This is a genomic window from Chryseobacterium sp. WLY505 (genome assembly GCF_030846215.1).
Lineage (GTDB): Bacteria > Bacteroidota > Bacteroidia > Flavobacteriales > Weeksellaceae > Chryseobacterium.
Genome location: NZ_JAVCWI010000001.1, coordinates 361,651 through 384,460, shown reverse-complemented (window position 1 = coordinate 384,460; position 22,810 = coordinate 361,651). Strand labels below are relative to the sequence as shown.

General features: G+C 36.9%; 15 protein-coding genes. 3 read left to right on the top strand and 12 right to left on the bottom strand.

The annotated features are described in order from the left end of the window. Positions 1–235: 235 nt before the first annotated feature. From RAH34_RS01715 to ppk1, 8 genes are all read right to left on the bottom strand, one after another. Positions 236–943 carry a barstar family protein gene (locus tag RAH34_RS01715; protein ID WP_306594956.1) on the bottom strand — a complete coding sequence of 236 codons (708 nt, stop codon included), beginning with the start codon at positions 941–943 and terminating at the stop codon, positions 236–238. 24 nt (positions 944–967) lie between these two features. Next, on the bottom strand, positions 968–1,360 hold the full coding sequence (locus RAH34_RS01710) for a DUF3060 domain-containing protein (protein ID WP_114820269.1): 393 nt from the start codon (positions 1,358–1,360) through the stop codon (positions 968–970). 93 nt (positions 1,361–1,453) lie between these two features. After that, positions 1,454–2,281 carry a Sir2 family NAD-dependent protein deacetylase gene (locus RAH34_RS01705; protein WP_306594955.1) on the bottom strand — a complete coding sequence of 276 codons (828 nt, stop codon included), beginning with the start codon at positions 2,279–2,281 and terminating at the stop codon, positions 1,454–1,456. Positions 2,282–2,380: 99 nt separating this feature from the next. After that, positions 2,381–5,419 (bottom strand): choice-of-anchor I family protein, encoded by a 3,039-nt coding sequence (locus RAH34_RS01700; RefSeq protein ID WP_306594954.1) that lies wholly within the window; start codon positions 5,417–5,419, stop codon positions 2,381–2,383. A 141-nt stretch (positions 5,420–5,560) separates the two neighbouring features. Then, positions 5,561–5,710: a hypothetical protein gene (locus RAH34_RS01695; RefSeq protein ID WP_156106575.1), complete on the bottom strand. Its 150-nt coding sequence runs from the start codon at positions 5,708–5,710 to the stop codon at positions 5,561–5,563. Continuing rightward, the gene (locus RAH34_RS01690; RefSeq protein ID WP_306594953.1) at positions 5,707–6,360 is read right to left on the bottom strand and encodes an NAD-dependent epimerase/dehydratase family protein; all 654 of its coding nucleotides are present in this window, start codon (positions 6,358–6,360) and stop codon (positions 5,707–5,709) included. Before RAH34_RS01690 ends, RAH34_RS01695 begins: the two co-directional genes overlap by 4 nt. 321 nt (positions 6,361–6,681) lie before the next feature. Beyond that, complete coding sequence (locus RAH34_RS01685) at positions 6,682–7,566, bottom strand: exopolyphosphatase (protein ID WP_306594952.1); 885 nt, start codon at positions 7,564–7,566, stop codon at positions 6,682–6,684. Then, entirely contained in the window at positions 7,563–9,635 is a 2,073-nt protein-coding gene (gene ppk1 / locus RAH34_RS01680) for a polyphosphate kinase 1 (protein ID WP_306594951.1), read from the bottom strand. Before ppk1 ends, RAH34_RS01685 begins: the two co-directional genes overlap by 4 nt. Before the next feature lie 461 nt (positions 9,636–10,096). Here ppk1 and dnaK point away from each other — a divergent pair, with 461 nt between their 5' ends. Both dnaK and RAH34_RS01670 read left to right on the top strand, forming a co-directional pair. Then, entirely contained in the window at positions 10,097–11,992 is a 1,896-nt protein-coding gene (dnaK, locus tag RAH34_RS01675; protein ID WP_114820264.1) for a molecular chaperone DnaK, read from the top strand. Between the two features lie 324 nt (positions 11,993–12,316). Further along, the gene (locus tag RAH34_RS01670; RefSeq protein ID WP_306594950.1) at positions 12,317–13,666 is read left to right on the top strand and encodes a LuxR C-terminal-related transcriptional regulator; all 1,350 of its coding nucleotides are present in this window, start codon (positions 12,317–12,319) and stop codon (positions 13,664–13,666) included. Between the two features lie 404 nt (positions 13,667–14,070). Here RAH34_RS01670 and RAH34_RS01665 read toward each other — a convergent pair whose 3' ends face one another. From RAH34_RS01665 to RAH34_RS01650, 4 genes are all read right to left on the bottom strand, one after another. Then, positions 14,071–16,143: a hypothetical protein gene (locus RAH34_RS01665; RefSeq protein WP_306594949.1), complete on the bottom strand. Its 2,073-nt coding sequence runs from the start codon at positions 16,141–16,143 to the stop codon at positions 14,071–14,073. 738 nt (positions 16,144–16,881) lie between these two features. Next, positions 16,882–19,017, bottom strand: a complete 2,136-nt coding sequence (locus tag RAH34_RS01660; RefSeq protein WP_306594948.1) for a hypothetical protein — start codon at positions 19,015–19,017, stop codon at positions 16,882–16,884. Between the two features lie 805 nt (positions 19,018–19,822). Further along, complete coding sequence (locus tag RAH34_RS01655; RefSeq protein ID WP_306594947.1) at positions 19,823–20,941, bottom strand: hypothetical protein; 1,119 nt, start codon at positions 20,939–20,941, stop codon at positions 19,823–19,825. A 157-nt stretch (positions 20,942–21,098) separates the two neighbouring features. Further along, the gene (locus RAH34_RS01650) at positions 21,099–21,368 is read right to left on the bottom strand and encodes a hypothetical protein (protein ID WP_306594946.1); all 270 of its coding nucleotides are present in this window, start codon (positions 21,366–21,368) and stop codon (positions 21,099–21,101) included. A gap of 683 nt (positions 21,369–22,051) precedes the next feature. On the opposite strand from RAH34_RS01650, the gene RAH34_RS01645 reads away from it, so the two are divergent. Then, positions 22,052–22,798, top strand: coding sequence for an aspartate/glutamate racemase family protein (locus RAH34_RS01645; protein ID WP_306594945.1), 747 nt, complete (start codon positions 22,052–22,054; stop codon positions 22,796–22,798). Positions 22,799–22,810 lie beyond the last annotated feature (12 nt).

The window sequence follows — 22,810 nt, the reverse complement described above, 5'->3', positions numbered from 1 at the left end:
ATATGATTTTTTGTAAGCATGATTTTCTTAATAATGAGCAAGATGTAAATCCCCAAATTGTTTCGAAAATTTGTGAGTTTAATGACCCGGTGTACAATTATATCTGAGATATTTTTAAAAGACAGGCCTTTAAAAAAGCCTGTCTTTTTATTTGTATTAATAACAAGAAGTTTGATTAAGCTTAGTGACCAAACCTGACGGGTTTTTAAAACCCGTCAGGTTTCCGATGATAAAATCAGTTCAGGAGAACTTTGATATTATGATCTTCAAAAATCTCAACGATTTGTTTAAACTTTGTTTTCAGTAATTTTTTACTCCTTTTATGATTACGCCAATTCAGTTCTGAGAAGGACTTTATTCCAAAATCTCCACGCAGGCAGTCATCCAGAGAATATATGTTACGTCCGAAATATCCTGAAACTCCATGTATTTCCTCACCCAATGTACAGAAAAAACCGTCTAAGCTGTGAAATTCGTTTCCATCAATCTGAATCTTAACATCCTCTCTGATTATTTCAGGTTTACAAGAGTGTAAAGCATACACAAGCCATCCCTGAAGTTCGTCTTTTCTAAAGCTTTTCCAGATATTTTTTTCACTCATTTCATTCTTGAGTTTCATATCCATGGCTTTTTGATATCCTTTAGGGTTGGTCCATGCAAAACCCGTTAGAATAATATTTTTTTTGGATTTGCTTATTTTTATATTGCTGATAAAAGTACCTGTTATAATATTGTTTTCCTGATTAAGGTTGTAAATGAAACCATTATTCTGATAAATTTTAGTGGCTTTTTTTATAGCATAAATAAGGCTGGGAATGTTATGAACATGAACCAACCTTATTTTTTTATAAGTAATAGGATTAGATCCTTCAATATTTTTTACCTCTTCTATAAGTGTAATAATTTTAGGATCATCTCCTGCATCTAATGCAAATCCAAACATGCAATTCGTCTTCTAAAAATATTTTTATTGTTTTACAACTTTGTTTCCTACTCCTTCAATAGAAACATCTGGTTTTCCGGATTTTGTTCCTGAAGTCCTGTAGTAAACGGTGTTATCACCACCTTCCATGGATATTTTGTCCACTTTATCAATGTATACGATATTACCTGTTCCGGAGACTGTAATTTTTTTTGCACTCCCTTTTACCGTAAGCTTGTTATCACCGCCTTCTACCTCAACAACACCTCCGCTGAGAGTATAATTGAGTGTATGTCCTACACCTTCTACATGTACCACTTTATTACCTTCTGTTTTTTCTACGCCTTTGGTAGATTCTGTTTTTCTGGATTGTGAGAAAGCAGTTCCTGTTCCTAGTAACAGGATTACAAGAATTCCTGCAGTTTTAATATTTTTCATTGTGAATTGGGTTTTTGTTCAGGATAAATATAGATATAAAATGCTTTTTTTAAGAATTTTAAAAGTTAAATCATCTTAAATAATGAGATTGATTTAGGAAACTGTTTTTGTAATAATCTCCTTAATCACGTTTAATATTTCGGTAGATTTTTCCCGGATGATTAAAGCATTCTTTTTATTTCTGATCAGATCCGTAAAATGATTATCTTCTGTATTGATATCTACGATGAAGGCTCCATATTTGAGTGCTGTTTCGGCAATGGCAATAGGAAGGCTTGTTGCTCCGGAAGTACCAACAATAAAGAGAATACCACTGTTTTTCGCAATTTTAAGGGCACTGAATTTCTTATTGGTTTTTTCATCATAATATTCATCAAACCATAAAATATTCGGACGCATCCAATGTCCGCAATGAGCACAGGTCAAAAGTTCCTTATCTTTCGCAGTGAGGTCTTCATCCAGATCTTTTCCATTTATTTCCAATGGTAAATTAAGAATCTCTTTACATCCGTTTGAACATTTGATTTCCCGGTTGTTCCCATGAATTTCATAGATTCTTTCGCTTCCGGAACGACGATGAAGGTTGTCGATATTCTGGGTAATCAGATGAAATCTGTCCTGAAGCTGGTTTTCAATAGCTACCAGTTCAAAATGACTTTCGTTGGGGGAAGCATTTTCAAACATTTTTTTTCTGAAAAGAGAATATTGCAGAACTTCTTCCGGATGTTGTTTGAAATAACGTAAAGTCCCGAATTCTTCAGGTTTGTGAAACTGGGTTCCTTTTACCCAGATTCCATCTATTCCACGATAGGTAGGAATGCCGCTGTCTGATGAGATTCCTGCACCGGTAAGAAAAGTAAAAAGATTTCGTTTTTCTTTATGCCAGACTTGCTGAATAATATTTTCTAATTGTGTTTTCATTGAGGTTATAAAAGTTTAAAACTAATCATTTTTATTCGTAAATAAAAAAGCTCCGGAAAATCCGAAGCTTCAAATAGAATGGTATACTGTAATATATGTTTACTTTATAATGACTCTCCTGATCTGTCCCTCTGACGTTTTTACCAGATAAACTCCTGTAGAAAGAGTAGAAGTATTGATTGTTAAAGCATTCTTTTCCTTTCCGATCAATTTTCCGGACATATCGTACAATTCGTAATCCTGTTTTCTGTTGAAATAAAGCGTATTTCCTTTGTTGACAGGATTTGGGAATATAGTAAAGGTCGCCTGCTCAGTTTTTATTTCACCTGTTCCAAGCGTAGCTGGTGTAGCGACTTCATACATGGATAGAGTTCCGCTGATTTCATTGGCGATAATCACGTAGCCTTTATTGGTTGTCGTATTTTCAGGAGCAATGTAAATGATTCCTTCCGGACCATTGTCTCCTCCGTATGCTGAAGTAGAACGGGAATGTTTGTAATCTGTAAACGTAGGGTTATCAGGATCCGTAATATTATAAACCATAACACCTCCGGTTCTTTCCAGCGTGATGAAAGCATACGTCTGCCCATTGATCTTTCCTAATGCTACTCCTTCCGGCTCAGGACCTTTAGCACGGCTTCTGTTTTTAGTACCGTTGGATTCATTATCGGCATTGAAAATCAAAGGGTGATAAGCTGAAATATATCTTTCAAACTGATCTCCGCTGTCATATACAATCTGTTTAGTGTCTGCATTGAAAATAGAGAACGAACGGGCTCCTAAAGCTGCCATTTCTTCAAACTCCGAATCTCCATCCGTATTTCCTGTAGCAGATGAAACCCTGAATCTTCCAAGGTTATAGGAAGCTTTTAGAATATTGGCATTCGGGAACAATACAGGATCTAAAATATAAGTATTTGCTCCCACAGTCGTTCTTTCACTATATCCTGATAGATCTTTTTCGTCACCTTCATTAGCCGTTACGATATAGTTGGTGTTTCCTACCTTATAATTTTGTACGGCATCCGGTACATAATACGCTTTTACCGGCCAGTTGGCGATTAGAACCTCACCATTATTGTCAGAAGCATCAAATCCGTTACCTGGAAGATTCATGTCTTTTTTGCCCAATCCCCAGATTCCTGTGATCGTTTTGGTTGCCAGGTTAATCTCAGCAATGGCGTTGTTCTCCTGAAGCGTTACCCATGCTTTCTGACTGTCGGCACTGATGGTCACATATTCCGGTTCCAGATCCTGAGAAAGGGTATTATTCGTTCTTACTTTTCTTAAACCGGTAGCTGTTAATGCAGCTACCTGAGAATCAAAACTATTGAAATTAAGAGTCGTTACATTATTTTGGGTAAGATTTCCAACACCTCCGGAAATATCTATAATACTGATGGTTCCTTCAGGATCTACTGTATAAGCATCATTAGGTTCACCTTCATTGGCTGTAACTACTTTTGTTCCATCAGGAGAGAATGTTACCATGTCTGGCAAAGCTCCCACAATTACCTGCTTCAGGAAATTTCCGTTGATGTCAAAAAATACTACAGATCCATTTTGCTGAGGATCAGTATTAGGAGATGCAGCAGCAATGATTCCGTTTTTCACAGCGATACTTGTGATACCGCCATAAGGAGCCATATTCACTGTTTTTATGACTGAAGGTATTGAAGGATTACTGAAATCAATAATATCAAATACATCCGTGATCGAGCTGATTGTGAATAAACGTTGTGTGGACGGATCATGAACTACAATTTCTGTTGAACTGTTATTATTTCCTGAAGGATCAAAACTTAGAAGATAATTCAGTTGGATCTGTTGGGAAGGAACCGGAGCCGGCTTGTCATTATCTACAATATAAACCGTTGCAGAATGGTCTCCTGAAATAGTTGCTCCAACAGGATTTTCAAGACTTACCACAAAATATTCTGCCTGTTGTTCTGCCACTGTGTCATCAATAATCGGAATATTGACGGTGTAACTCGTTGTAGATGGAGTGATGTTAATAGTCTGATTGGCCAGTGTAAAATCATTGCTGTCAGCTGTACTGAAAGGTGCTGGTTTTACAACAAGGTTCACCGAAGAGGTTGAAGGATTGGTTATATTGATTTTTAATGCAAGGTTTCCGGCATTTTCATTCACTTTGATGAAATTCTTCTCTAAAGAAATTGCTGTTCCGGCAGTGGTAAAAGTGCTCGAAGTAACAGCTGTTATCCCATTATCACTGAAATCTTCAACCATATTGGGTTTAAGGGCCAGATAATAAGTCTGTCCCGGCACAAGTCCGGAAGCAGGAATTACAGTGATAGTATTGCTACTGAAAGTTGTAGTGAACGGCACTTGTGTACCTGCAGCATTTCCCAGACGGAAATCTACAAGATTCTGTGCATTGGAATTATTGATTGCGGAATTATCTGTTAATCTTACATTTTCATTAAAAGATAACGTAGGATTTACAGTCGTTGAAGCGTTATTAGTACTATTGGCAGGCAGATAAGTGACTGTTGGTGGAGTAGTATCAACGTTTCCCGCAGGAGTGGCATCTACCGTAAAGTTGTCAAAACGGTTATTTCCTCCTGTTCCACCTCCCGTTGCGGAAAATTCTACTTTTAATTTAAAGTTAGGGTTGTTATTGGCTCCCTGTATAGCGGAAAAATCCAATGTAGCCAGTTGCGGATCGGCATCCTGAGGATTCACAGTCTGGAACTGTACATAAGTAGTTCCATCTGTGGAATAAGACCATGTTTGTGTTCCTGCTCCCTGGCCGGATCTTCTGGTAGTGAATTTAACAATGATATTATTATAACCCGTTGTAGGAAGGTTAAACTGTAAAGCTCCTCCAATCGGATTATTAAATCTTAAGTGGGTTCCGGAACCATCACCGTTTCTTGCATTTAAATTTTGCAGGTTAAAATTCTGTCCGGTACCTCCTGCAAAATCAATAACACTTGTCCCTCCGGCTATAGCTGCAAGAGAACCGTTCACCAATGTAGAAGCAGGTGTAGTAACTGTAGCTGCAGAAGTATTATCGTTAAAATTCCAGTAATGGATAAGTGTCTGCCCGAAAAGACCGCTCTGAAAAAAGAATGCGGCAATCACAGACCCTTTTAATAGGTAGTTGTTGATCATTTTTGGATTCAATTAGATGAATACAAAAATGAACTTTATGTTTCGCAACTATTTTAATGGAATTTTAAGAAATGTTTAAAAAATAGGTTTATTTCCGATAAAAGATAAAATTATATTTGAATGAGAAACTATAGAATGAAATTATTTACCTGATTTTCCTGAAAAATTTAAAATCGTTCCTGATTTATTTCCTTCCAAAGGATGTTTCTGCATATAAAAATATCCTGAAACAGCAGTCACAAGCAAGAGTACAAAAATAACCAGAACAATTCTTTTTAACATGTCTCTCATAGCGCTAAATTTTTAATATCTCTAATTTCTAAAGTAGATGTAGGGTATCCTTTTTGTGTCACATTGATCATTGCTCTACCCACTTCGTGTAAAGTTAATGATTTTGACTGAAAAAAAACAGGAAAAATCCAAATAAAAGGTTTAAAAAACCATTTTACATTGATTTGACCCTCAACAGGTTTCATAAATCCGGGACGGAAATTATAAACTCCTCTGAAATTCATTCTTTTCAAATCATTTTCTGTTCTGCCCTTTACACGCGCCCACATCAGTTTTCCACTCTCCGTACTGTCTGTACTTGCCCCGGAAACATAGTTGAATACCATTTCAGGGTTTTGATTCAAAACGGCTTTTGCAAAATGAAGCGTTGTATCGTAAGTAATTTTGGTGTATTCTTCTTCGTTCATACCTATGCTGCTGATGCCGGCACAGAAAAAACAGGCATCATATCCTTTTAATTTTTCATCATTCAGATCGAGCGAAAGAAAGTCTGGAACCAGATACTCTTTCAGCTTGGGATGCACTTTCCCGGAGGGTTTTCTGCTTATGCTGAGGATTTCAGAAACATCTGCATTTTCAAGACATTCCATTAAAACACCTTCGCCTACCATTCCTGTAGCTCCGGTAAGAATTATTTTGATTGGGTTCATTGCTTTGCTATTGATATGGGTATGACGGATGGGGATGGGGTTTTACTTTAAAATTAGGATTTTTTTTAATTAAAAGTAAAAAGTAAAAAGTAAAAAGTAAAAAGTAGTTGTTATTAAAATTCAATAGGGGTGTGCTTTAGCCCGCCTTAAAAAATGAGCCATCTTCTTATTGGCTTTAGCCAAAACTTAATAATAAAGATTGCTTCGTCACGTATGAACCATGTTCGCAGACCTTCAGCCTGTTCGCAATGACATGGGAAATGTTTTTGAAATAAAAAAGCCAGCTCAAAAATGGCTGGCTTTCAATGGTATTGTTGGCTGTTATTTTTTATGTCGCAGCTGACTGTAAATATTATGGATCAATCCATCTGCTACGGAAATTTTTGGAACAAAAATTTTGTTGATGTCAGACCATGACATCACATTGTTGAAGATGCCCAGTGCATGTACCAGTACATCAGCACGGTCTTCTCTAAGGTTATAGTTGGTCATTCTTTCTTCTACGGAAAGTTCATTGAATTCCTTATAAACTTTTTTCAGATGAGACAGAGACATCGGTTTTCCGTCTTTGGTTTTACTCATAGAGAATACTTTGTTGATATTTCCTCCTGACCCGATGGCAACAATGGGTTTCTTGCTGACAATATTTTTTTTGATCTCATCTTTCATCTCTTTCCAGTTATCCATTGTCACAAGATTATTGAGAAGACGGATCGTTCCGATGTTGAAAGATTTTTCGTAAACCATTTTACCATTTTCATAGAAGGTAAGCTCTGTAGAACCTCCACCAACGTCAATATATAGATAGGCAAATTCTTTATCAAGACCTTCTGCTACATGATTTTCATAGATCAGGGTAGCTTCTTCATCACCGGAAATAATTTCGATATTAATTCCTGAGGTATCTTTCACCAGATTGATAATTTCATTACCATTGGCAGCATCACGCATGGCACTGGTAGCACAGGCTCTGTAATGATCTACTTTGTATATTTTCATCAGGTCACTGAATATTTTCATGGAATCAATGACCATTTTTTCTCTTTCCGGACCTATTTTTCCGATGGTAAAAACATCCATTCCCAGTCTCAGAGGAATTCTGAGAAGGTTGAGCTTGATGAATTCAGGCTTTCTGTTGTTTATCTTTACTTCATTGATAAGAAGGCGGGCTGCATTACTCCCTATGTCTATCGCTGCTATCTTCATTTCTTGCTTGTTTTAGCTTTTAAATATTTATAGGTTTCTATTTGTGATCGGCATTCGTTTTTATCATTTCTTACGTATTCATTGCTCAGCTTTTTGTCTAAAATCCTTGCTTTTACGTTATCTTTAAGTTGGATATCCAGAATATCTTTTAATTCCTTCTTAAGATTCTTATCAGTGATTTTAGCGGCTGCTTCAATTCTGTAATCCAGGTTTCTGGTCATCCAGTCTGCGGAAGAAATGTACATATCTTCAGCCCCCTTATTGTAAAAATACATAACTCTGGCATGTTCCAGGTATTCGTCTACAATACTGATGGCTTTTATTTTTTCTTTAAACTCCTTTTGATTGACGGCACAATAGATTCCCCTTACAATCATTCTGGTCACTACTCCGGCTTTGGCAGCTTCATATATTTTTTCAATCAGAGAACGGTCACTCATAGAGTTGACTTTAACAATGATCTCCGCTTTTCGCCCAGCCTTAGCTTCTTCGATTTCTTTATCAATATGGTGAACAATCTTTTCACGCATAAACTGAGGGCAAACTAATAAATTTTTACAAGTTTTCAAAACAGGAATAAAGTCATCTTTCGGTTTTTTCAATACATTGAAGACTTTATTGATATCTGCCATAATGCCACGGTCTGCAGTCAGCAGCAGATGATCCCCATATATTCTGGCTGTTTTTTCGTTGAAATTTCCTGTACTTACAAAGCCATATTGTATGGTTTTATTGTGTGCTCTCTTTTTGATGACACAAAGTTTGGCGTGTACTTTTTTATTAGGAATTCCTACAAGCACGGTAATTCCTTCCGGTTCCAGCATGTCTTTCCACTCCAGATTGGATTCTTCATCAAATCTTGCCTGCAATTCCAGCATTACAGTCACTTCTTTACCATTTCTGGCCGCGTAGATCAGGGCATTGATGATTTTTGAACTGCTTGCCAGACGGTATGCTGTAATTTGTATTGATTTTACATCCGGATCCATAGCGGCTTCACGGAGAAGATCAATCACCGGATTGTACTTGTGGTAAGGGAAGGTAAGGAGTACATCTTCTTTTAAAATAACATCAGTTACCCTTTCCCCATGTTCAAACGCCTGATGCGTAAAAGAGGTTCTTTCCACAGGTCTTTCATACTTTTCAAAAACATCAGGAAAATCCATGAAATGTTTGAAATTATGAATTTTTCCTCCGGGAATGATGCTGTCTTTTTTGGTTAAGTTCAGTTTTCTGATAAGGAGTTCCAGCAAAGCCTTATCCATATCTTTATCAAAAACAAAACGGGTAGGCTTTCCTTTTCTTCTGTTTTTAAGTCCTTTTTCTATTTTTTCTGCAAAATTGGTTCTGATATCATTATCCAGATCCAGTTCGGCATCTTTTGTTACTTTAAAAGCATTGGCCGCAAATTCATCATATCCGAAATAAGAGAAAATGTGCGGAAGGTTAAAGGTAATCACATCTTCCAGCAACATGACATTTTTTTCTTCCGGATCTTCCGTTGGCAGCAATACGAATCTTCCCACAAAACGGGAAGGAATTTCAATAATGGCATAATTGCTGGAATACTGCCAGTCTTTTTTTCTCATGGCCACTCCCAGATAAAGACTTTTGTCTCTCAGATAAGGCATAGGAGTATTTTCATGAAGAAGAATCGGAATCACATTGGATTCTACCACTTCATCGAAATATTGTCTGACAAATTCTTTTTGTTTTGAAGTGAGATTTTTGGCATTCTTAATAAAAACCTTATGGTCGGCCATTTCGGTCTGGATTTTTTTCCAGGTTTTATCGAAATTCAGCTGTTGTTTCATCACAACTTCATTAATTCGCTGAAGGATTTTGGAGGGTGGCTGGTAGAAAGATTCAGCAATCACTTTTTCCTTAAAATCCATGGCACGCTTTAATCCGGCAACACGTACTCTGAAAAATTCATCTAAATTGTTGGAGAAAATTCCAAGGAAACGAATTCTTAAATGTAAGGGAACTTTTTCATCCATAGCTTCCTGCAAAACTCTTTCATTAAAGGCAAGCCATGTGATATCTCGTGGATTAAAGTGTATTGACATTCTAAATGTGTATATTTTATCAAAAATAATCATTCGTAAAGACTCTTCCTCTATTTCTTAGGTTAAACTTTGATTAATTTTTAAAGATTGGTGAATTAATCTGTTGGATTAATAATAATCATATTGATAATCAATGTGTTTTTACGGTATTGATATTAATGAGATCTTCTTTTTATGAAGAAAATGATAGACTCTTTACGATGAGCTACGATCATTTATGGCATCTATATATAGAAAGCTGCAAGAAAAAAATTAAATAACTTTGAAAATACCAGATGGCTTATTTATGGCATTCTGATAAAATCTTGTAGGAAATAATTTCCATATTAAATCATATAAAACCCCATTTTATCGAGGTTTTTGTTTTTATTGTGTCATTTTGTCATAATTTTCCGAATGGTACAGATATTGAGAAATTGAGAGTGTAAATTAAATTAAAAATAGAAAAAATATAAAATATTATGAGTAAAATAATTGGAATTGACTTAGGAACAACCAACTCTTGTGTTGCTGTAATGGAGGGTAAAGACCCTGTTGTTATTCCTAACGCAGAAGGTAAGAGAACTACTCCTTCTATCGTAGCTTTTACGGAAGATGGAGAAAGAAAAGTAGGTGATCCTGCAAAAAGACAAGCTGTAACGAATCCAACGAAAACTGTTTACTCTATCAAAAGATTTATCGGAACTCACTTTAAAGATGATGCTTCTGAAATCACAAGAGTACCTTATAAAGTAGTTGCCGGACCAAACGATACAGTAAAAGTAAAAATCGACGATAGAGAATATACTCCACAGGAAATTTCTGCAATGACGCTTCAGAAAATGAAGAAAACTGCTGAAGATTATCTTGGACAGGAAGTAACAAGAGCGGTAATTACTGTTCCTGCATACTTCAACGATGCACAAAGACAAGCTACTAAAGAAGCAGGTGAAATTGCAGGTCTTAAAGTAGAAAGAATTATCAACGAGCCTACAGCTGCAGCATTAGCTTACGGTCTTGATAAAAACCATAAAGATCAGAAAATCGCAGTATATGACCTTGGAGGTGGTACTTTCGATATCTCTATCCTTGATTTAGGAGATGGTGTATTCGAAGTATTGTCTACAAACGGTGATACGCACTTAGGAGGTGATGACTTTGATGATGTGATCATCAACTGGATGGCTGACGAGTTCAAAGCTGAAGAAGGGGTAGATTTAAAAGCTGACGCAATCGCTCTTCAAAGATTAAAAGAAGCTGCTGAAAAAGCGAAAATTGAATTATCTTCTTCTCCTCAGACTGAGATCAACTTGCCATATATCACAGCTACTGCTACAGGTCCTAAACACTTAGTGAAGACTTTAACAAAAGCTAAATTCGAGCAATTATCTGCTGATCTTGTAAGAAGATCTATGGAGCCTGTTGCTAAAGCATTAAAAGATGCTGGTTTATCAACTTCTGATATCGACGAAGTAATCCTGGTAGGTGGTTCTACAAGAATCCCGATCATCCAGGAAGAAGTAGAAAAATTCTTCGGTAAAAAACCATCTAAAGGAGTAAACCCGGATGAGGTTGTAGCTATTGGTGCAGCAATCCAGGGAGGTGTATTGACAGGTGATGTAAAAGATGTATTATTACTTGACGTTACTCCACTTTCTTTAGGTATCGAAACAATGGGTTCTGTATTCACAAAACTTATTGAAGCGAACACTACCATTCCAACTAAAAAATCTGAAGTATTCTCTACAGCTTCTGACAACCAGCCAGCAGTAAGCATCAGAGTAGGACAGGGGGAAAGACCAATGTTCAATGATAATAAGGAAATCGGTAGATTCGATCTTCAGGATATCCCACCAGCACCAAGAGGAGTTCCTCAAATTGAAGTAACATTCGATATTGATGCTAACGGTATCCTAAGTGTATCTGCTAAAGATAAAGGAACTGGTAAAGAGCAGTCTATCAAAATCCAGGCTTCTTCAGGTCTTTCTGACGAAGAAATCGAAAGAATGAAGAAAGAAGCTCAGGAAAACTCTGCAGCGGATGCTAAGAGAAAAGAAGAAGTTGAAATCTTCAATAAAGCAGACGGATTAATCTTCCAGACTGAGAAGCAATTGAAAGAATTCGGTGAGAAACTTTCTGCTGACAAAAAAGCAGCCATAGAAACAGCTCATGCAGAATTAAAAACAGCTTTCGAAGCTAAAAATGCTGATGACGTAAAAGCTAAAACTGAAGCGTTAGATGCAGCATGGATGGCCGCTTCTGAAGAATTATACGCAGCTGGTCAGCAGCCAGGTGCTGATGCAGCAGGTGCTCAGAACCCTGGTGGAAACGCCGGAGCTGAAGATGTACAGGATGCAGACTTCGAAGAAGTAAAATAAGTATTGTTTTAATAAATAATATATAATCTAAAGCCGCTTTAAACCAACGTTTAAAGCGGCTTTTTTACGTATATACTTTTAGTAAATGCTTTAATAAATCAATATGTTTTCGAAAAATATTTATATATATAAAATATGTTCTGTATTTAATTAATTTAATGTTTTTTTATGAAATTATTTTTATTTTAGCATGTCATGAAATGCTTTCAATCCATATTTCAATTTTTATTTACAGTTGGGCTTTTTTTCTCATCTGTACTGCTGTTTCCCCAGGATCTTAAGTATAAAAAGTATGATTCAATTCTTTTGAATACCCCTAAAGAAATGGGGAAAAAGAATATTCCCAGAGAAAAAATTATTCTTTGGAATAAGGGGATGCTGGAAAAAATGGAAAAAGAAAATTATGCGAGGGGAATTATTTGGGCTCACATTAATATTGCCAATCAATGCTGGAATTTAGGAAATGGAGAAGAAAGTATAAAAAACCTGAATATAGCAGAAAGTCTGCTGCATGAAAACGAAGGTGATATCGATTTTTTTACAATTGCTAAGCTTTATCAGGAATATTCACAGGCTTATTATACCATGAAACTGTACGATACAGGTCTGAAGTATAATTCTAAAGGATGCTATTATGGAAATAAAATTGAGGATAAGGATAGAAAGGGTAAATTTTTATCTTACGTGTATACTACAAGAGCTGATTTTCTTTATGAAAAAAAAGATCTGGATTCTGCGCTCTATTATTTAAAACAATCTTCTCTATTATATGAAAGTTTAAATACAACCTCTCAAATTGCCAATCATTATATCGAATATCAGCCCAGCCAGGATGCCGCTAAAACCTATCTGGAGCAGGGCATGGATATCATAAACAAAAAGAAACATGGACCCAATAGTTATCAGATATCTGTTTTTTACTATTACTATGCACAATATTTTTTTAAAGAAAAAAATTATGAAAAGGCAATCGTATATTTAGATAAAGCTCTTGAATACAATAAAAAATTAACAAATATTGGGCATTCTGAAAATATATATAAGCTTTTAATATCATGCTATAAAAAATCCGGTAATTTAGAAAAGGAGAAAGAATATCTGGAGTATTATATAAAATTAAAAGACAGTCTGGAAAACTCACAAACCAAAGGAGTAGAGCTGTCTATCAAAACAATTGAAAAAGAAAAAACAGAAGAAAAAAAAGCGCTTAAAAAAACGATATTCATCTATAGCAGCATTGTTATTGCTATAGGGTTGGTATTACTGGCTTATTTATATTATCAGAATAATAAAAAGAAGAAAGTGATCCTGGAAAGCAAAGAAATCATTTCCAGAAAAGAAGATGAAACCAAAGTGCTGGAGAGAAGAATTTCAGGAGTACATGAAGACTTAATTCAGTTGGCTAAAAATAATGATATTAGTTTTTTGGAAAAGTTTCATGAAGTGTATCCGAATGTTTCTCAAAAACTATTGGCAATTAATCCCGATTTAACCAAAGACAATCTGATGTTCTGTGCTTTAATCTGGCTAGGTTTCTCTTCCAAAGATATCGCTGAGTTTACTTTTATGCAGCACAGATCCGTACAAATAAAGAAAAGCAGATTGAGAAAAAAACTCAACCTCGGATCAGACGTAGACCTCTATCAATTTCTTAAGTCTCTTATAGATAATTGACAGGGCTTATATCTGTTTTTATATATTTAGTAATTAGTTTCGGTTGATGTAAATCTTCAATCATCTTGTATTGCTTTTTACCTTTTCAAGGGATCTGATATAAATTTATCCTCAAAAGTAAAACCCAATAGCCTCTTATAAAGCGATTAACCTATCCGTTTTTTAATAATCATAGCCTCTGCAGCTCAGTCTCATAACGCTTAAAAATTTCAGTCAGTATCCGGGTTGTCACCCTGAGCCTGTCGAAGGGTTATCAATAAGAAAACCTTTGTTAATCATTAATCCGGCTATTTAGTACAGGGATAATAAGTTTAAATACTATATTTATTGAATCGATTAAATAAAAAAGGCCTCCTGAAGTTTCCTTCAAAAGACCTTTATACTAATTATTAATCTTTTTTGTATTAATTATCTTTAGCAAAAGCTGTCGCAGATATTGAGCCCACACCCCAGTTAAAATTATCTCCTGACGATGCCCACATATTAAATCTGATGGGATGATTTGTACTTTCAGCATATCCATTTAAAGTGTAGGTTATTGTAACAGGGGAAGCGCTGGTGTTATTAAAGGACTCTGAATATTTTCCAACAGTAGAAACCATTTGAGAACCATTATCTCCGTCAGGAATTGTATATTTTCTAGAGCCTGCAGGCGCTTCTACCCCGTTTCTGAGAAAACGCACACCATAATAACCAAGTTCAGCTCCAACTGTATTTGTACTGCCCACCGGAACATTATAATCTACAACAATTTTAGCGGTGCTATTGGCAGGAACTGTAACGGAAACAGACAATCCCAAATCTATATTATCTACAGTAACACCATTTCCTGTTGCTAACTGATTTACCGGACCAGTTGCAGTACCGCTAAAAACTCCCAAAAGTTGAAAATCAGTGGTCTGAGGAGCAAGCTTTGCCCAATTAGGTGCTCCGGAAGTTCCTGAATTATAATAAAACCCTTCCCCGTAAGGAGTTAATGTCGTGTTGGAATTGTAAACAATAAGTCCTTTTGCAGGTGCAGGAACAGTAGCCCCATCTGTTGTTGATGTTAATGATACTCTTGGTAACAAAAAACCTCTGTTGGTAGCAGTAAGATCCAGCAAAGCTGAGTTATCAGGAGCATTGGTGCCTACCCCAACATTGCCGCCTACCGGATTTAATATTAAAGGAAGACCTGTGGCAGACGCTTTGTTCTGACTGGAAATATAAGATCCAAAAGGAGAATTAGCATAAGTCCCGAAGTCCAGAGCATGGTTGCTGCTCCCATCAACTCTAAATGTAGCGTTGGTACTGGCTATACCCAATGCAGAAGGCTGGGCATTGACGCCGGCTACCACAAGCTTATTTGTAGGAGTTGTTGTTCCTATTCCAACATTTCCACCTGAAGTAACAGTCATTTTTTGGCTATTATTGGTCATCAATCTCAGATCATTAGCCGTACTGGTACCTAAAGTAGCCACTCCTCCTCCGATAAATGTTTTCAGATTAACCGTACCATTGGTATGATTTATACCGAAACTGTTATCAGGAGTACTGATCGTTAGTTTGGTATCAGGTGTTGTAGTACCAAGACCTACACGGTCATTGGCAGCGTCTACGGATAAGGTGCTGCCATCTACGGAAAATGCATTGGTCTGCGTTCCTGTAAATGTCAGGGTATTAGCTCCCTGGGTCACCGTTCTGTTTCCCGTAAGAGTGCCGTCTGCTGTATAGAGATTTACCGGAGTGGCTCCTACAGATCCGCCATCCGTAGACCTCCATCCTGAATTACTGTATACATATTCCAAAGCTTTGCCATTAGGAATGGTAACCCCACCCAATGAGGCACCAAAACCTCCTGTTGTGTTGTTATACACAATAATTCGCTGACCTGCATTGGGAGCAGTAGGCGCTGTAATTGTAACGGTTGCCGTAGCAGCACCGGTAAGCTGTACCTGGCTTATATTGGCAGGAATAGTAACAGCATTACCCGCAACAGCTAAAGCAGTTTCACGGTTGGTAATCGCTCCGTTCACATCCAGAGTTGTTCCGGGAGAGTCTATAGCAATCCCTACATTTCCTCCCACAGGGTTTAATACTAAAGGAAGACCTGTGGCAGCCGTTTTGTTCTGACTTGAAATATAGGATCCAAAAGGAGAGTTGGTATAGGTTCCGAAATCCAGGGCATGATTGGTATTTCCATCAACTCTAAGTGCAGCATTAGTATTAACGGTACCCAAGGCTGAGGGTTGAGCATTAACGCCCGTTACCACCAGTTTATTAGTAGGTGATACTGTGCCTACTCCCACATTGCCGTTAGATGTCACGACAAAGTCGTCCGTAGCCTGAGCTGTACTGGGTACCCCTGTTGTCGGATTATTTTTTAATCCGTCAATATTAAATATCCCCTGAGGATTACTGGTATTAATCCCCACTTGTGATTTTGCCACCAGAGAAAAGGTGGTCAACAAGCCTGCTAGTAATAAATTTTTTTTCATAATATATAAGAAATTAAGATTAAAATAAATTAAACTTCTTTTTTTGAGGGCTTCATTATATCAATAAAGTATCCTTTACATTCTATTGATTGTCATGAATTTTTTGTGTTCCATCGTTTTATATTCTATCAATCCCGTTATTAGTTTTTTTAAGCTGGGTTGAATTGGTATTTTGTTTTTCGTACCATTATCTCAATTATTAAAACAAAATAATATTCATAAAATCCTTAACAAAAATAAATTTATTTCAGCTTGTAATATGTTTTTGAAATACATCATGCATACAACATAGGTACATCATACGTATATTTTAAATACATCTTTTGGTTTTAAATGGTGTATTTTTTACATTGTTTTATCATTGTTTCGTGAAATAATTAATTAATATTTATTTTGTGTTTTTTTATTTAAATCATAGAATGTAGTGGTCTGAAATGCCTGGTGAAAGGCTCTGGATCACTACTGAAAGAAATTTATTTACTTTTTTTAAAGAATAGGATTCTATAGACTCGTTGACAATGATGGTGTCATAGAGGATACATTTACAACATGAAAATACTGTCTTCCTTTATACAATAATTATTTGCGCAGTGTAAGTCTGAAATGAGTAAGATAGATGATCATGTGGCACTCAGATCGTAATAATCAATCAGGCTTAATAAAAAATACTCCTCAAAAATATTTTTGAGGAGTATTGATCAGGAATATATTCCAGCTGACTTACATCTTTTGTTACTACTAAGGAACAGGAGATGCTGTTGCGGCTCCGGTATTGCTGCCCCCAAGGTTATAGCTATCAGTACTCAGAGTGGTCATTTGTTCGTTGGAAATAATCAGTACTCTGATTCCCCATGCGAATGAACTGCCTGATGTAGTAGTTGCGTTAGGAACATCAGCATAAATCCTCCACGTACCATTTTGCTGGAAAGTATAAATATCCGGTGCCTGAAAATCAAAATTAGTGGAAGCATTTTTAAAGCCGGCAGTGATCTGACTGTGATTATTACTATCAAATCCCACCACAATAGCCGTATAGGAAGAAACAGGTATTTTGGTATCAAAATTAGCAATGAAATCCCCGTTCGGGTTTGTAAAAGTATAGTATTTAAAATACATTTTTGAAACCGGGCCTATTTTCCCCCAATCCGGGGCTGCCGGAGTCCCTCCGTTATAATAAACTCCCGTGCCCTGAGGTGACATGGATGAATTGTTATTATAGACCATAAGTCCGGTGGCCGGGGAAGGAACAGTACTGGCATCGGATGTGGATGACAGGGATACTCTAGGCAATAAAAGGCCTTTATTGGTGGCATTGAGATCCAGCAAAGCTGAACTATCCGGAGTATTGATTCCTACACCTATATTCCCTGCAGGAGTAATGGTCATTTTTGCACCGTTATTGGCCATCAGATTCAGATTATTTGGAGTAGTGGTTCCCACATAACCAACTCCTCCTCCGATATACGTTTTCAGATTCACTGTACCATTGGTATGATTCAATCCAAAGCTGTTGTCTCCTGTACTGATGGTGAGCTTAGTGTCGGGTGTGACCGTACCTATACCTACATCTCCTGCTGAAGTAATAGTCATTTTTTGAGTATTATTCGTTGTAAATCTCAGGTCGTTTGCTGTAGTAGTTCCCACGGAGGCTACTCCTCCTCCGATATACGTTTTCAGATTCACTGTACCATTGGTATGATTTATACCAAAACTATTATCCGGGGTACTCACTGTCAGTTTGGTATCAGGTGCTGCAGTACCAAGCCCTACACGGTCATTGGCCGCATCTACTGATAAAGTAGTTCCATCTACAGAAAAAGCATTGGTCTGCGTTCCTGTAAATGCAAGGGTATTAGCTCCCTGGGTAACAGTACGGTTTCCTGTAAGAGTGCCATCCGTGTTATAGATATTGGTAGATGCAGGTGCAGCCGGCAACACCTTCCATGTTGCCACTCCATTGGCATCGGAGGTTAAGACTTTATCTGTGCCCTGTGTGCCGTCTACAATTTTCAAAGCTCCGCTTGTACCTGATTCAATCTGGAGTTTATTGGTAGGGTTTGTTGTCCCGATACCCACATTTCCGGAAGATTTGATCGTAAGTCTTGCTGCATAATCTGTAGCATTTCTGGTAGAAAACTGTAACCCTGCATAGCTGTTGGCTGCATCACGGTCAATCCCTGTAATGCTGGCCCCGGAAAGTCCTGTTTCCGATGTTGATGGGATAAATCCTATTTCACCAAACTGCCCGCCGGTACCATTTAAATTATAGAGCGTAATATTTCTTGCTATTCCCTGCAGACATGCAGCACCACAATTTTCAATTCCCGCAGAAATGGTACTGGTCGTAGCTCCCGGACTGTTTTGAACAGACAGGGATGAAGCAGGGGCTATAGTACCGACTCCCACTCTGCTATTCGCGGCATCTACGGAGAAATTTTTCCCGTTTACTGAAAATGCATTGGTTTGTGTTCCTGTAAATGCTAAGGTATTGGCTCCCTGGGTTACCGTTCTGTTACCGGTAAGGGTGCCATCTGCGTTATAAATATTAACGGGAGTGCTCAGTTTGGTCCATACAGTACCATTATAATAATAATAGCCCACAGTATCAATATTCACGGCAGTACCCGAGGTGGTACCTGTAGCGATACTGTTTACATAAATTAATGTGGATACCGGAACTGCGGCCATACTCTGAGCTTTTTGTCTGTCTACTCTTGGAATAAGCAGTCCTTCAACTGAAGAACCTGTACCTGTACTGCTTTTAGCAGTTACATCCAGAGTTGCGGTAGGTGTTGCGGTATTAATACCCACCTGCGATTTTGCTACGATAGAAAAAGTGGTGAGCAATCCCGCGAGTAATAGGTTTTTTTTCATAATGTGTAATAATTGATTAGTATTTTCTTTGTATTAATTGTTTTATAAAGGGAAGCAGAAGCTTCTTATAGATTGAGAAGTTAGGGGATAAATAGCATAAACTTATCTGTGTTCTTATTTGTTGATTGCAGGGGGCAAAGATAGTGCCTGGTACGGTGTGTGGCATATATTATGGCTACAACATATATACATCTATCATACATCATATGTACATTTTCTGTTGATAAAATGAAGAATATCACGAAAAATTGTTGATAAATTAAATCACTGATGAATGAAGTAAAAATGAAGGTAATGGATTTAGAGATTAATAATTTTAATGAAATAAAGGGTAATCTACCATCCTATATTCTTATTTTAAAAATAGGGTGAAGTTTATTGCCTCGGAATACCTGTTTTTCGTCAATACCATCTTCATTCGGTTATTATACCTTGTAAGTATTTTTACCATCTTATTTTGTTCTCATCAGCCATCTGAAATCCCGTAGATCATGATGATTGAGAAGAGAAAATGTAGTCAGGGTTAGAATATCTATTTTTATAATACCTGACTTATATACACTGTCAAAAACTGTCAATTTTATACTTTCTTACGTGAAAAGCTTTTCCTACCTGAAAAACACAATGGTTTAGTCTTCAGGAATAAAATTCTTATGGAAAAATAATGACTTTACAGAAACAGAAAAGTGATTATATGGAAAAATACTAGTAAAGGATATTTAAGAATCCATTGTATAAATAAACCGGAACAAAAATTTTGTTCCGGTTTATTTATAGTGAATCTCAGGATAAGTTATCAGAATTTTTATAATCCTGCCGGTTGTCCTGGTGCGACTCCAGTACTACTTCCTCCTAAGTTTTGGCTTACAGGATTAATATTTTTAATTATACTATTGTTGATTACAAGACAATAAATTTGCCAGGTACCATTGGTATTATTCTGTGAGGTAGTGCCCGGATAGTCAGCATACAAACGCCAGGTGGTACCACTAATATAAGCATAGATATTTAAAGGTGAATAGAGGTTTTGTGATACATTCAAAGCGTTGCCAAAAAAACATCCTGTCACTACTACTGTATAATCTGCTGCATTTATTTTGGTATCATAATCACTAATAAAATCCCCATTAACGTTAGAAAGGGTGTAGACGATGGAATTTAAGATTGCCTGGTTTCCATTAGGTGACGTTACTGCTTTCACTTCTCCTGTTGTATTATCTCTTACTAAAGTTGATACGTTAGAGGAGCTGCTAGTACCCGTAGTCGTTCCTATTCTCAGATTTCCATTAATATCGAGTTTTGTTGCAGGCGATGTTGTTCCTATTCCCACTCTTCCGGAATTACTATCTGTAAGATACATCAGTTCGTTAGGAGTCTGGCCAACACTAAAAGAGAGGTAACGATTGCCTGTTGCTGATGATGTTGCAACATCACCAAAATTAATACGTGAAATGGGACCTGTAGCTGCTGAAGAAGAAGACCTCATATTAATACCGAAATTTTCTGCACGGTTACCAAAACTGAAGCCATCCTGTCCAACATTAATATCTAACGCATTTTTAGTCTGAGCTGTGGTAACCGCAGCATTAAGCAACTGGCTGCCTTCTACATGTAATTTACTTGTAGGAGCATTGACTCCAATTCCCACATTTCCTCCTCCTGGATTCAGTACCAAAGGAAGGGTTGTTGCAGATGCTTTGTTCTGGCTGGAAATATAAGATCCGAAAGGAGTGGTGGTATAGGTTCCGAAATCCAAAGAATGGCTGGTATCTCCATCCACTCTGAAGGTGGCATTGGTATTGGCTGTACCCATTGCTGAAGGCTGGGCATTAGTACCAGTTACCACCAGTTTATTAGTCGGAGAAACTGTTCCTATTCCTACGCGATTATTGGCAGCATCCACAGATAAAGTATTGCCATCCACTGAAAATGCATTGGCCTGCGTTCCTGTAAATGCTAAAGTATTGGCTCCCTGGGTTACCGTTCTGTTACCAGTAAGGGTACCGTCTGCATTATAGATATTAATTGGGTTGGTCAGCTTTGTCCAAACAGTACCATTATAATAATAATAGCCAACAGCATCAATATTCAGGGGCAGTGCCTGTATTGGTACCAGTAGCGATACTGTTTACATAGATCAGGGTGGATACCGGAACTCCGGTCATACTCTGCGCTTTTTGCCGGTCTACTCTTGGAACAAGGATTCCTTCTACGGATGAACCTGTACCAGTGCTGTTTTTAGCAGTCACGTCAAGAGTTGCAGTGGGGGTAGCTGTGTTAATGCCCACCTGTGATTTCACCACCAGGGAAAAAGTCGTAAGCAAACCAGTCAGTAATAATTTTTTTTTCATAATATAATAAGTTAAGTTAATATTTTCATTCGTTTTAATAGATATGAGAGACTGTGTAAAAATAGTAGGTGTTTACTGATGTAATTGTTTTTGCATATACATCATAAATACATCATGTGGTTATTGTGTACCTGTATTTTATTTATTAAATACATAATATCTAAGAAAAATATGAATATATTAAACCACATTTAAGTGAGTTAAATAATAAAATACTTTACTCTTTGTCATAAAAACGTATAGAAGAAATGAGCACATAGTTATTGATCCTGTATGGTCAATATTGGAATTTTGCTCCTGTTGAGAGAATTAATATTCGTGTATTTCAACAAACTATTCAATATTTTCAACAAAAAATTATTTCACAAAAAATAAACTTTTATATGATGTGTAGAGAATCATCAACGTTTGAGCATTGCATTTTGAGATAGTGTGTATTTTTTTTTGAGAAAAATGAATGTATGTGAGTGATGGTTCCTCGTGAATACAAAATGATGTATTCATGTTGTATGGCTTTACTGTTCGTATTTCCCTTTTTTTTCTCAATCTTACTAAGAATTTCAGATATAACTGTAAAGGTCTGATTTTCATGATGAGTTCTTACTGTCTTTTTACATTGATGGCAGATCAATATTTTATAACGGATAGAGTTAGATAATGCACTACCCATAAAAACCAGATTCATGATGAACAATTATAAAAGTTCCGGAAATTATTCTCATCGTCCCCTGTTAAGAAGATTAGGTCTTATCGGAGGTCTTTCCTGGCATTCCACGCTGGAATATTATATTTACCTGAACCAGACCATTAATGATCATTTTGGTAATAATACAAATCCTCCTCTTGTACTGGTTAATCTTGATCAGTATACTATGCATCAACTACAGCAATCGGATCATTGGGATGTAATAACGGAAATGCTGATTGAAGCTTGTGATCAATTATATCAAGGCGGAGCCACTGCAGCCATGTTTTGTGCTAATACCCCTCACAAAGTATATCATGATGTGCAGGCCCATAGCAGGATTCCCATACTGCATATCGGAGATGCAACAGGAGCTGCCATTAGAAAGAAAAGTCTTCGAAAGGTTGGGCTTATCGGAACAATATTTACGATGGAGGAGCCATTTATTGCAAAAATTCTTAAGGATCACTACGATATTGAAGTCATAGTACCTGACAAAAAGGAAGACAGAAAAAAACTTCACATGATCATACAAAAAGAACTGTCTCTTGGTATTTTGAAACCAGAAACAAAAAAGTACATATTGGATCAGGTTGCCATTCTTGCAACAAAGGGAGCTGAAGGTATTATATTAGGATGTACTGAATTTCCACTTATTGTTGGACAGGATGATATAAAGATCCCTTTATTCAATACAACAATGTTGCATGCTCAAATGGGGGTGGATTTTATTTTAGGGATTTAATGTAAACTGATT